General features: G+C 44.5%; 11 protein-coding genes. 7 read left to right on the forward strand and 4 right to left on the reverse strand.

Annotated features, from left to right (window positions below):
* Window positions 1-7: 7 nt before the first annotated feature.
* Window positions 8-808, forward strand: coding sequence for an undecaprenyl-diphosphate phosphatase (locus ACYX4W_RS06710; protein WP_474808706.1), 801 nt, complete (start codon window positions 8-10; stop codon window positions 806-808).
* A 120-nt stretch (window positions 809-928) separates the two neighbouring features.
* Window positions 929-1300 carry a histidine triad nucleotide-binding protein gene (locus tag ACYX4W_RS06715; RefSeq protein WP_179982381.1) on the forward strand — a complete coding sequence of 124 codons (372 nt, stop codon included), beginning with the start codon at window positions 929-931 and terminating at the stop codon, window positions 1298-1300.
* 108 nt (window positions 1301-1408) lie between these two features.
* On the opposite strand, the gene ACYX4W_RS06720 is transcribed toward ACYX4W_RS06715, so the two are convergent.
* A complete protein-coding gene (locus ACYX4W_RS06720) occupies window positions 1409-3103 on the reverse strand; it encodes a dipeptidyl-peptidase 3 family protein (protein ID WP_476075449.1) in 1695 nt (564 codons plus the stop codon).
* Between the two features lie 445 nt (window positions 3104-3548).
* On the opposite strand from ACYX4W_RS06720, the gene ACYX4W_RS06725 reads away from it, so the two are divergent.
* Window positions 3549-4385, forward strand: coding sequence for an HDOD domain-containing protein (locus ACYX4W_RS06725; protein WP_474808704.1), 837 nt, complete (start codon window positions 3549-3551; stop codon window positions 4383-4385).
* Between the two features lie 129 nt (window positions 4386-4514).
* Here ACYX4W_RS06725 and ACYX4W_RS06730 read toward each other — a convergent pair whose 3' ends face one another.
* A complete protein-coding gene (locus tag ACYX4W_RS06730; RefSeq protein WP_476075059.1) occupies window positions 4515-5705 on the reverse strand; it encodes a benzoate/H(+) symporter BenE family transporter in 1191 nt (396 codons plus the stop codon).
* Window positions 5706-5890: 185 nt separating this feature from the next.
* Here ACYX4W_RS06730 and ACYX4W_RS06735 point away from each other — a divergent pair, with 185 nt between their 5' ends.
* Window positions 5891-6460, forward strand: a complete 570-nt coding sequence (locus ACYX4W_RS06735) for a helix-turn-helix domain-containing protein (protein WP_474808701.1) — start codon at window positions 5891-5893, stop codon at window positions 6458-6460.
* 202 nt (window positions 6461-6662) lie between these two features.
* Here ACYX4W_RS06735 and rdgC read toward each other — a convergent pair whose 3' ends face one another.
* A complete protein-coding gene (gene rdgC / locus ACYX4W_RS06740; protein WP_474808699.1) occupies window positions 6663-7574 on the reverse strand; it encodes a recombination-associated protein RdgC in 912 nt (303 codons plus the stop codon).
* A 136-nt stretch (window positions 7575-7710) separates the two neighbouring features.
* A complete protein-coding gene (locus ACYX4W_RS06745; RefSeq protein ID WP_474808697.1) occupies window positions 7711-9441 on the reverse strand; it encodes a sensor histidine kinase in 1731 nt (576 codons plus the stop codon).
* 266 nt (window positions 9442-9707) lie between these two features.
* Between ACYX4W_RS06745 and phoB the strand changes: the two genes are divergently transcribed.
* The 3 genes from phoB to ACYX4W_RS06760 all read left to right on the forward strand — a co-directional run bounded on the left by phoB (window position 9708) and on the right by ACYX4W_RS06760 (window position 12848).
* Window positions 9708-10397, forward strand: a complete 690-nt coding sequence (gene phoB / locus ACYX4W_RS06750) for a phosphate regulon transcriptional regulator PhoB (protein WP_118490259.1) — start codon at window positions 9708-9710, stop codon at window positions 10395-10397.
* A 101-nt stretch (window positions 10398-10498) separates the two neighbouring features.
* Window positions 10499-11800 carry a phosphate regulon sensor histidine kinase PhoR gene (gene phoR, locus ACYX4W_RS06755; protein ID WP_474808694.1) on the forward strand — a complete coding sequence of 434 codons (1302 nt, stop codon included), beginning with the start codon at window positions 10499-10501 and terminating at the stop codon, window positions 11798-11800.
* A 67-nt stretch (window positions 11801-11867) separates the two neighbouring features.
* Window positions 11868-12848, forward strand: coding sequence for a PstS family phosphate ABC transporter substrate-binding protein (locus ACYX4W_RS06760; protein ID WP_474808692.1), 981 nt, complete (start codon window positions 11868-11870; stop codon window positions 12846-12848).
* Window positions 12849-13082: the final 234 nt, after the last annotated feature.

The following is a 13082-nucleotide window of genomic DNA, read 5'->3' on the forward strand; positions in this document are numbered from 1 at the left end:
CAAAGGAATGACACTTTTCGAAATCATTATTTTAGCAATTATTCAGGGCGTGACTGAATTTCTTCCAATCAGTAGTTCTGGGCACTTGCTGCTACCCGCTGAGCTTTTCGGTTGGGTAAGCCAAGGTTTGGCGTTTGACGTAGCAGTACATGTGGGAAGTCTTCTTGCAGTTATGATCTATTTTCGTCAAGAAATAGGGCAGATGACAGTAGCATGGGTGACTCAAGGCTTCAGCAAGCAGCAATCTACCGACAGTAAACTGGCGTGGTACGTTATTGTGGCGACTATTCCTGCGGTCATCATTGGTTTTTTGATGAAAAGCTGGATAGAAGACAATGCACGTACAGCATTGGTGATCGCAGGTACCACCATCATTTTCGGTTTGCTTTTATGGTATGCCGACTCGACAGCAAAGCGGGAACAAGAACTTGAAGGCCTAACGCTAAAACAAGCCATTTATATCGGCTTAGCCCAAGTGTTAGCGTTGATTCCTGGGACGTCTCGTTCGGGTATAACGATGACCGCTGGCTTGATGCTAGGATTAAAACGCGAAGCCTGTGCGCGCTTTTCTTTCTTACTGTCTATACCTGTCATCTTAGGTGCAGGGTTGCTAGCCACCTTAGATTTACTTAAAGCAAATGAAGCCGTCGACTGGTATGCATTGCTGTATGGTGCAGCATTTTCATTCGTAAGTGCCTACCTTTGTATTTATTTATTCCTAAGCTGGATATCCCGTATAGGCATGCTGCCTTTTGTTATCTATCGCTTAGCGTTAGGCGTAATACTTCTATGGTTTGTTTTTGCATAAAACAAGGCATCGAGCCGAGTAAAAACACTGTAGTTAAGACTTTGTAATTGCGTTGGTGAGAGAACCATCATCGTTCGCTAACGCAATAGTTAAACACCTAATTAAAAAGGAATGTGAGACATGGCAGAAACAATTTTTGATAAAATTATCAGCAAGGAAATTCCAGCAGAGATTTTGTACGAAGACGAACTCGCGCTGGCGTTTAAAGATATAAACCCTCAGGCTCCGACTCATTTTCTGGTTATTCCGAAAAAGCAAATTGCCACGGTAAACGATATTGCTGAAGAAGACCGCGAAGTAGTGGGGCACTTGTCATATGTGGCCGCAAAAATTGCCAAGGAGCAAGGCTTTGCCGACCAAGGCTATCGTACTGTCATGAATTGTAACGAATACGGTGGGCAAACCGTATATCACATTCACCTTCACGTGTTGGCGGGCAAACCGCTAGGCTGGCCTCCGTATACTGAAAATATGAAGCAACACGTAGAGTAACGTTTGCGCTTAAAGATAAAAAATGCCGCCCTTTATTCAAAGGGCGGCATTTATATTTACACTGCAGATAAATGAGGTAAATGATATTAAAAAGTAAAACCTAATGGCTTACTCAGCAAGCCCCAGCACTTTTTTACCTTGATTAAAGTGAATATCAACCGGGATGCTGGCTGCTTCTAAGCGCGCTAAATCTGACGCAAGGTCAGGCTTAATCACACCCATAGTTTCTACAAGTTTTGCGACACCGTCGTAATCGCCGTCACCTTGAAGGGTAAGGATTAGTTCAGATAGCGCTTCTACTGCGGCGCCCATCTTCTCCATATTTACGCGATACATGCCGTCTTCTGTTTTCTCAAACGCACCTTGCTGTGCAAAAAAGTTAAAACGGATCATGTTCGCTTTGCCGTGAGCAGAGCTTGCTCCAAAACGCACAGAACGGAAAATTCCGGCCATAAAGGTAACGTAATAATCTTCTAGCGTACCTTCGGTAATTTCACCTTTCTCAAGAAGGCTTTGTACCATGTACAAACCTAAAATATCGGCTTTACCTTCTTCAAGGGCTGAAGCATGTTCTTTAAGTGCGCCGCGCACGGTACCCGAACCGTCTAGGGTGTTTTTAATACCAAGGCCGTGAGCCACTTCGTGAAACATAGTGTTGGCGAAAAAGGCGTCGAACGTAATGTGCTCACGTTGCTCTGGCACAATTAGCGTATCTGCAATAGGTACCAAAATAGTATCGAACTTAGCGCGCATTGCGTTTTTAAGCTGTAGGCGGCGAGTTCCCTTTTCTAACTGAACGCGCTCGTCATTGGGCAGGTTAATCGCAATGGTTTTACTGCCAGCATTAGAGTGGCCTGCGTAATAAATAACGTCATATGCATTAAGGTCGGCATCAGAGCCGGGCATCTCAGCTTTGTAAGCATCAGCAACAGGAAGGCCTTGCTGAAGCTCAGGTAGGAAAGCCGCGTACTTCGCCAGCTTTTCACTCCATGCTAAATCTTTAATAAGCACGTAGGCTTCAAAGGCAGCGCGGTAGCCGTATAGCTGGTCTTCATAGCTTTCAATAGGGCCAATAACCAGCTCTACTGGGTTAGTCTTCATATCCATCCAGGCCATATCAGAGGCAAGATAATCGTTAGACAGCAATGCCTCAGAACGCAGTTGCAGGTATTGCTTGAAGCTTTCATCTTCAGCTAACTCTGACGCTTTTTTTAGTAGGTCAGATGCTTTCATTAACTCACTCTTAAAGGCTTCAGAGTAAGGCACTGAATAAAGGTTACCTGCTTCATCGCGCTTCACTATAGAATACAAGCCTTGCTTGTCGGCAAACTCAGCCGTAGCAAATTCTTCCTTTTCCATGTCGTGAGGATAAAACTCAGCGCCTAGGGCTTTATCTTCATAGCCGCTAATAAATGGCGTGTCGCCATTTAGGCGATCCCAAGGACCATAGTTAATCGCTGCAAAGTGACGTACCTTTTCGTCGCTTATCGATGAAAGAAAAGCATCTTTATCTTCAAAAAATGCCTGCTTCCAAAACAGGTCATCCATAATTTTCGACGCATCGATTAAAAGCGAAAGCATTTTATGCTGGTTGTCATTAAGGTGTGATAAATCACTGGTAAGGTCTACACCGTGATAAATAGACAAGCGGGACTCGTCTACAAGTAAGGTTTGCGCTGTATCGGTTTCAGGCTTTGCCGTTTGAGTTTGCGTTGTATCGGCACTTTTGCTGCAGGCGGTCAGCATAAATAGCCCTGCTACTGCAGCAGCAATAGGCGAATAAGTTGAAGTCGTTTTTTTAATCATAAGGTTTACCGTGTCGTTTTCCCGTATTGATTTAAGTATGTGGGGAGGTGTTTGCGTAACTCACTATAGCTATGCTTTTGATTTTATACAAAAGTATGAAAATTATTTGCTTAATATCAATAGTGGTTTGCTGCTTGTTGTCTATACTTTGATTAAGCTCTTGTGCTTCTGCGGTCGTTAAACATTCGCACTAAGCCTGTCTTTTTTAGTTGGTCGAAACTAAAGAGCTACTATAGTATGGTGATAGAAATACCATAATAAAACAATAAACGGTTTGTATTTTAGCGTGAAACATAGAGGCCTATGTGAATAAGCGCAGGGAATGCAACGCACAAATACTCGATTTATTTGGCGCATCAGGATTGATGTTAGCTATGTGGATAACGGGTAACGCAAACTATCGCCTTATCAAGGCAATTTGGAACTTTCTAAGGGTAGAAATATGTCTACACAGAACGCGCTTTCAACCATCTTGGTTGAAAAGATAAACAACGACACACTGGTCCTTCCTACACTTCCTGCTATCGCATTAAAAGTCCGTAAAGCAGCAGATGACCCTGACATTAACCTTAATGCTATGGGCGAGGTAATCGGACAAGACCCATCACTTAGTGCAAGAATGATCAAAATTGCAAACAGTGCTTATATGGGGCGCAGTGTTAAAGTAACCTCTATCAGTCAGGCGGTAACCCGTATTGGTTTGCGACAAATTAAGAATATCTCTACCGCACTAGCAATGGAGCAGCTGTTTGTATCTAAAAATGATGTAGTTGCTCGTTATTTGCAACAGGAATGGGCGAATACGGTAAACATAGTTGCCAGTGCAATGGCGGTATTACAGCTTTATATAGCCCGCACTAAAAAGCGGGAAATGAGCATGGATACTATGACTTTAGCTGCATTGGTACATAATATTGGTGTACTGCCTATTTTGACCGAAGCTGAGCGCCACCCTGAAGTTTTTGCAAACCCTTCTTTCCTTGAAGTGGCAATCGATAAACTAGCGGGCCGCATTGGGGCAAGCATAATGAGAGAATGGGGCTTTGGTGAAAGCTTCGTAAATGTAGCGAAAAACTGGAAAGACTTAAGCTATCTTCCTGATGAGCTAAGCTATATTGACTTTGTTCGCGTAGGTGCGGCAGTCTCGGGAGCTGCAGGTAGTCAAAAAGACGCAATGCTAAACTTAGCTATTCAGCGTGGTGTGGTCGAAGATATGGGCGAGCTTCACTCTGATGAGTTCGAAGAGCTCACAAGTGCCGCGAAGCAAATTTTCTTATAGCAGTTAAGCTTTTAAGCTACCCCTCAGATCTACACCGTAGTGTTAGGCCGATACAGAAGTGAAACCTCAAAACGTATCGGCCTTTTTGTTATATAGGTTAGCTACACGTACAGCGCATAATAAGCAACACTATGCGTTAGCAGGTTTCTTTTGAACAAACAGCAATAGTAAACCTAGACCCAATCCCCACACCGCTGAAGTCATAGAAAATAAGCTAAAGCCTGACGCCGTACACAGCATGGTGAGCAGTGCTGGGGCTCTGTGATGTTCTACTTCCATCGCGCGAACCACCGACCCTTGAAGCGTAGCTAAAAGTGCGAGCCCTGCAAGTAGATGAATAATGATACTGGGCATGCTAACAAATAACGCAACGACCACAGACGCTAAAAGTCCCATAAACAAATACGCTACGCCGGCCGCTATGGCAGCTCTATAGCGCTGTGATTTTTCACTATCAGCCTGCTCACCCATACACAGTGCTGCTGTGATAGCGGCTAGGTTAAAAGTAAAGCCACCAAACGGTGCTAATAGACCTTGTATAACGGCAATGCCTGATAAGATAGGCTTATGGTCGGGCGCATAGCCGTGGGCGTGATGAATAGCTATGCCGGGCAAGTTTTGAGAAAGCGTGGTGATAAGAAAAAGAGGAAAGGCTAAGCCAATGGCGGCGCTGAGAGAGAAAGTGGGCGTTACCCAAATTGGCTCGGGCAGAGTAATTATTGATGGCAGCCCTGATGAGGTACTTGGTAAAGCGACAACACCGCTGGCACTACCCATAAACAAACTAATGCCCACCGACATAATTAGCAACAACAGCATCAGATAGCGGGGGAATAGTCGGCTTCCTATTAGATAAGCGGAAATAAATAACGCGACTAGGTGCGGCGCTTCATTAACATCGGTAAATATAGCAAGGCATATAGGCAGAAGAATACCGGCTAAAAGTGCAGATGAAATGGCCGGAGGAATGCGACTAATTTGTTTAAGTAAAGTCCGACTTTGCGCTGTTATCAGTGAAAGCACTGCGCATATTACAAATGCACCAATGGCTTCACTTAAACTATAGTCGCCGATACTGGTTAACAAAAAAGCCGCACCAGGGGTAGACCAAGCGGTAACAACGGGCAGTTTGGATAGCCACGAAAACAGAATACAGGTAATGCCCATTCCTAGACCAAGCGCGAATAACCAACTTATTACCATGTCATCGCTAGCGCCGGCTTTGCGCGCAACATCAATGATAATGACAACAGAACTACTATAACCTACCGTAACGGCGGTAAGCCCTGCGCTGATATGACTTAACTTCCATTTATTCATGAAAACCCTCGTGATGGAATTCGATTGGAAACGATTGAGCGATAAAAATACGCTTTTAGCGTCTTTCGAATGTGCTACTCTACCTATTCGTGCGCTATAACGCACAATGGATAACTTAACATTTGTGCGTTATAGCGCACAACTGCTTTATTAACATCAGCGACAAAATAAAAGGCCTTCATTACATGACAAAAGCAAATGGGCAGCCTTCTGCTATTTCAAGGAGTATTGCACAGCACCTGCAGTCTGTTCGCAAAGCAAGGGGGCTTTCGCTTGATAAAACAGCGAAGTTGACGGGGGTATCGAAAGCTATGCTTGGGCAAATAGAACGAGGTGAGTCTAGCCCAACCATCGCTACCCTGTGGAAAATAGCCACAGGTCTTGCGTGTTCATTTTCTTCTTTCTTATCTGGTGACGAAACAGCACCTTCGTCTCAACACGCCGATAACAAGTTCGCTAACGACCCAAACGTAACCATAAAGACGCTATTTCCGTTTAACTCAGCTACTCAGTTTGAGATGTTCGAACTATGCTTAACAGGCTTTCATGAGCAGCACTCTTCAGCTCACCAAATTGGTGTCACCGAACATATTCACGTACTACAAGGAAAGTTAGGGGTTTTGCAAGATGGACAGTGGAAAAGCTATCAGGCTCAGGAGCAATGTATATTGCGTGCAGACCAGCCCCACGGTTATCGAGACGAAGCCGGAGAGACGAGCTTTATTGTGGTAATTCACTATCCAACTTACACCTAAAGCGGTTGGACAACTTTCTTGCAAAGGCTAGGAAAAGGGCTAAAAAAGCTAGGAAGTATTTGCGCTTCGAGACGGTTGCCAGTTCAAACATGCAACTTAATTAACAGGCCCTAATAAAAAGCCTAACGACCCTTAGGTAATTAGGCTTTTCGATAGCGCTAGGCTACCTTTATCATTTGCTTATTATTTACTTACCGTTCGCTTATAAACTATCGTCGTTAAGATTAAGCGCACCGCGAAGGAAGTTCAGCAGCGTACAAATCTCTGCTGACATTAGCGCAAACTCTGCATCAAGGCGAGCTTCTACCTGATCCTTTGGTACGTCGTCAGTTTCTTCTTTAATGCGGTCGGTGAACTTAATACGCTTAATGGCGCCATCTTCACACATAATAGCCGTTAGGGTTTCTGCATATTCAAACGCGACTTTTTGAACCAGCTTACCGGCATCTAGGTGAATACTGATTTCTTCGCTATCAAGCGGCTGGTTCTTACAGCGAATAACACTGCCCGTGTCGTCGGTAGATTTAAGCTCAGCTTCTTCAAGTAGCCCAACGCCTTCTGGTGTTGACTCAGTAACCCAATGCGTAAGTTCGCTTTGAAGGCTTCTACGCGTAAACGGCACTACTGGAAGTGAACCTATGGCCTTTCTTACCATGGCCAAAAAGGCTTCGGCTTTGCCGTCAGACGACGCATCAACCACTACCAAGTTGTCGGAAAGCGAAATAAAACCGTGGGTGTAGGTGTTTTTGGTAAAGGCCTGTGGCAGCAAGCGTGTCTGAATTTCTTGCTTAAGGTCAGCTTTGGCTTTTTTGCCAACTGGTGAACCGGTTTCCATTTCAATTTTAGCTACCATCTCGTCAAGCTCGGCATTGACCACAGCACCGGGCAAAATCTTTTCTTGTTTCTTTAGCGTTATCCAAAAACGCTGTTGAACAACATGAAACATGGTGCCTTGCTTACCAGCCTGAGAAAACGGAGAGGCAAACCCCATGGTTGCCAAATCTTGGCTGCCGCACGGGCGAAAAGCATGTTCGTTTAAGACTCGCTCTAAATCACCCTCGTCTAGCGATAGCGGCTGAGTAATTTGATAGGCTTTTACATTTTTAAACCACATAGTGTAAGCATTCTCTTAATAAAAATAGGGCGCAAGCGTACCAACGTAAGACTTGCGGTGCAATTGAATAAAGGGTTGTTAAATACATAAAAGGGCGCTTGCAGTGCGCGCCCCAAATTGAAAATAGTAAAAAGGCTTACACACTCTTTTTGGGAAAACGAATGATGTACTGTAAGCCGTTGCCGAGTGTACTGTCGGCTTCAATATGGCCATGCAGGGACTGCGTAACTAGATTATACATAATATGTGTGCCCAAACCGCTGCCACCTTGGCCTCGTTTAGTAGTAAAGAAAGCATCAAACAATTGACTTAATTCTTCTTCACTTAAGCCCCTGCCGTCATCCTTATAGTAAAGAACAACATTATCACCTTCTTCTTTTACATCGAGGGTTACCGTGCCTGCGTTTTTGCCTTCAAAGCCGTGCATAAGCGAGTTAACGACCATATTTGTAACAATCTGTGCAATAGCGCCGGGGGCACAGGTTACTACTAAATTGTCAGGGCAGGTTAGGTTAATTTGATGTTCGGTTTGCTTGAAACTCGGCTTTAGGGACTGGATGATTTCGTTGATGTAATCGCCTAATACAAACTCGCGTTCGGTTTCACTGGTCTGGTCAACGGCCACTTGTTTAAAGCTGGCGATAAGGTCTGATGCGCGCTCTAAGTTACTCAAAAGTAAAAGCGCAGTTTGCTCGGCTTCGTCAATAAAGCTTGCCATATTTTTACTGGTCAGGCTTTTATCTTCAAAATCAGTCTTTAAGTTATTAAGTCGTTCTTGCAGAAAACTGGCTGCGGTGACGCTCACCCCTAACGGCGTGTTTACGTCGTGTGCAATACCGGCAACAAGGCCGCCAAGTGAAGCCATGCGCTCTGACTCTACTAACTGCTCTTGCGCTTGGTGAAGGGTATCCATTGAGCTTGCGAGTTCTTGGTTACGTTTGCGAAGCTCTGCTTCTATATACTGGCGATTTTCGTTTTCCTGGCGCAGCTCTCGCTGGTGAGCAACAAGCTCATCTTTCTGCTGCTCTAAATCAAGCATGATTTGCGACAAAGACGCGGTTTTTTTTGCCACTTCCTGTTCTAAAATAAGGTTTTGATCATCTAACTTTTTATTGGCAAGCGTTAGCTCGCTTTGCGCATTATTCAACTTATTATTTGAAGCGATAAGGTCATCAATAACATTGTTGTACGATTCTTTAAGCTGCAATAGCTCGTTATCATCATCCAGCTTGATGTTGAACTTACTCTCTTCCGGGTGCTGAGGGTTGAAATTGCCCATTTGCTCAGTGATGGACTGTAAGGGTTCAGAGAGCATGGTGCGAAAGGCTGTCATAAATAAGAAAACAAGGAAGGTTGTCTTCACTATCGCGTTGCCGATAAGAAAGAAAACACCTACTTCAATACGGCTAAATATAGTGTCGAAGCTTGAGTATAAAGTAACATCGCCGACGGTAGACTCACGGCCAGAGAATTTGAAAACAAGCGGGAAGCTATAGCTAAAAACGCCTCCGGGATGATCCTCTATCAGCTCTTGGTCGACAGGCGCGGGAGAGCGCTGGACCCGAATGCCGTACTCGGCAATGTAGTTACCGTTTTCACCACGAACTTGCAGACCTTCAACTATTGGGAGCGACATTAACCCTTCAGCGATGGCTCGGACTTGATCATTGTTAAGCTCCCATAGCGCGCGAGTAAGACTAGAAGAAAAGGTGTTTTTTAACGTTTGAAGCTCGCTTTCAACGTGATTTTTGGTGCTGAGATATTCTGTGAAAATTTGTCCTACTGTCACAATAAGTGTGAGCGCAAAGTATACCGATAATACCCTTGCTAAGAGCTTCCTTGATAACCCTGTCTTGACCGCAGCCATAGAAAAACACACCCCTGTTACTTCGGACTTTGCATGATTCTCCCACTTGTGGTGAAAGCACCATTTTGAATTACATACATGTAGATATTTTTGACAATTCAAGAATATGCGCAATTGTATGAATAAACAAGATTGTATGTATAAACTTTGGACGAAGCGTGTTTTAAAACCGTATTAAACTTGACACATTAATGTAATCGTTTTAATAAAACTGTCACAGACCACATTAATAATAACGGCGTTTATAAATGAGCAGGAATATTACGATGTCTCGTACAGTGTTGGTGGTTGAGGACGAAGCGCCTATCCGTGAGATGCTTAAGTTTGTACTTGAGCAATCTGGTTTTAATATTATTGAAGCCGAAGATTTCGACATCGCGCAGGAAAAAATTTGCGAGCCTTACCCAGATTTAATCCTACTGGATTGGATGCTACCGGGTGGAAGCGGTGTACAACTGGCTAAAAGTTTAAAGCAACACGAGTTTACTCGTGACATTCCCGTTATCATGCTAACAGCCCGTGGTGAAGAAGAAGATAAAATTCGCGGCTTGGATGCTGGTGCCGACGATTATGTGACTAAGCCCTTCTCGCCGAAGGAACTAGTGGCAAGAATTAAAGCGGTAATGCGCAGAGTCACGCCCACATCAAACGAAGAGCCCATTGAGTTTAACGGACTTAAACTTGAGCCTGTATCGCATCGCGTTATGGCCAATGAAGAGCCATTAGATATGGGGCCCACAGAGTTCAAGCTATTGCACTTTTTCATGACTCATCCAGAGCGAGTATACAGCCGAGAGCTTCTTCTTGATAACGTGTGGGGCACCAATGTTTACGTTGAAGACAGGACGGTAGATGTACATATTCGACGCTTGCGCAAAGCTATCTCTCGTCACGGACATGATGCTATGATCCAAACTGTACGCGGTGCAGGCTACCGTTTTTCTACTAAGCTTTAATAAGATATGGTGTTTAGGGAGTGGTATGACGCCATTCCCTTCACGTCTGTGTGCCATCTGAACGTACGCCTATTTCCACTTTCAACAACGCGAGCTTTTTCATGTATTACCCGTTCTCTTGGTTGAGAAGTACTTTGCGCTTAGTGCTATTCCTTGTGGTTTTTGCGCTGGTCGGGTGGTACCTGGATGATATGTTATTCGCTGTCGCCATAGGTGCGACTTTGTTACTGCTGTTTAACTATTGGCACCTTTATAAGCTGAATCGCTGGCTGTGGCATAGTCGCAAAATGTCTCCTCCTACCGTGCGAGGTGTATGGGAGCATATTTATGAAGGTATCTATTACCTTCAGCGTCGAAATCGCAACAAGCGTAAAGAGCTTGGCGAGTTAGTAAAACGCTTTAGAGAGGGGTCTGAAGCCTTACCAGATGCAGCGGTAGTGGTTGACTCAAAGGCTTGTATTATTTGGTGTAATCGTCTTGCACGTTTAGATCTTGGGTTGAAATGGCCTCAAGACTCAGGCCGTAGAATCGACAATTTATTGCGTCACCCAGAATTTATTCAGTATTTTCACGCGGGTAACTATAAATACCCTATTGAAGTACCGTCGCCAACGAACCCCAATAAAACTTTCGAATATCGGATAATGCCTTATGGCGACGAGCACCTTCTGCTGATTGCTCGTGATATAACGCGTGTATCTCAGCTTGAAGAAATGCGTAAAGACTTTGTGGCGAACGTATCTCACGAGCTTCGCACGCCGCTCACGGTTATAAATGGGTACTTAGAAATTCTTCCGGTTGATGAAGCGTCAGACCCGTTTATGCACAAAGCGATGAAAGAAATGACATCGCAAACCCAGCGTATGCAAAACTTAATTGAAGACTTATTAGTGCTATCGCGCATTGAAGCAAGTTCGGAACGTATTTATGAAAATACCGTTAATATACCCGTGGTCCTCGCGCAAGTGGAACGAGAAGCTCAAGCGCTGAATAAAGAAAAAAATCACACGATAAACTTCCATATTGACAAAGAGCTATATGTCTTTGGTGTGGAAACCGAACTACGCAGTGCCTGTTCTAATTTGGTGTTTAATGCCGTTCATTACACCCCCGCTGGTGGCGAGATAAACGTATATTGGCGCCGCGGTACGAGTGGCGCGCAGTTTTCTGTTGTAGACAACGGTGAGGGCATTGAACAGAACCATCTTAATCGCTTAACAGAACGCTTTTACCGTGTGGATAAAGCCCGTTCCCGTAAAACCGGTGGTTCAGGCTTGGGGTTGTCCATTGTAAAACACGTGCTAAGTCATCATAATTCTCGATTAGAGATAACCAGTACGTTGGGCGAGGGCAGTAACTTCTCCTTCGTGTTGGATAACGAGTTAATTGCAGAGCAGCTGTAATCTTAAGAGGCAGTAAACCTTGGTGAGCAAACGTCATAACATAGTGAATGGGCTATGCCATAGTTTCATGAGCTTATTGTTGGTAATAAGCTTGTTGATGCCACTTAAATTACTCGCCAGCACTCAGCTTATGCAAAGCTCTTCTTCTGTTCCAAGCACTTATCAAGTGCCCGCCTATGAACGCAAGCCCGGTGTTGCAGGGAAAATATCCTCAGTGGGCTCAGATACACTGGCAAACTTGATGACCTTTTGGTCACAGGAATTCAAAACTCTCTACCCTCAGGTCGGCTTTCAAATTCAGGCATCTGGTTCATCTACCGCTCCGCCGGCACTTATTGAAGGTACTGCCACCATAGGTCCCATGAGCCGGGAATTAAAACCCAGTGAAATACGCGACTTCACGCGAGTTCATGGTTACCCACCCACTGTTTTAAAAGTTGCGATGGATGCCATCGCAATCTTTGTGGACAGACGAAACCCACTTCCAGGTATGACGTTAGAGCAAGTAGATGCCGTATTTTCTGAAACCCAGTTTTGTGGCAGCAATACCGCCATAACCAATTGGTCTCAACTCGGCGTTAACGATATAGGCTACCGTTCTCCCATCAGGCTGTACGGCCGGAATTCAGTATCGGGTACTTATGGCTTGTTTAAAGTGATGGCGCTGTGTGATGGGGACTTTAAAAATACGGTTAATGAACAACCTGGCTCTGCATCGGTGGTGTTATCTGTTGCTAGTGGAACTGGCGCTATTGGCTATGCCGCTTACGGTTACAAAACCGCCGGGGTTCGCGCTCTGCCACTAGGTGAATCGCTAGATAGCTTAATCCCTCTTTCTATTGACACTGTGCGCAACGAAACCTACCCCTTTGCCCGTTTTCTTTATTTAGTGATAAATAAAAAGCCCGGCGAGCCTTTACCTACTTTAGAACGGGAGTTTTTGCGCTATATCTTGTCACAGGAAGGGCAGCAGCAGGTGTTAAGAGATGGCTATTTCCCTATTCGTGAAGATGTATTGGTGCGCCAGCGTCGATTACTTGGTGAATAAATAAGCCAAATTTATGTGATGAAATAGTTTCGGCGTTGCCGTACGATTTCATGGTTATTCACTGAATAAGCACTATCCAAAACACATGTGCCAATAACCTTGAGTGGTCATGATTTTGTCACAAAATAGTAATGTAACTTCATGAATACCAGGTTTATCTTAGACAAAAGATCAATTTTCAATGAAGAATAAAAGACTTATCTCAGCCAATTTGGCCAATGTGAGTTCTGCAAC

The organism is Alteromonas sp. ABH4_454, assembly GCF_056311775.1.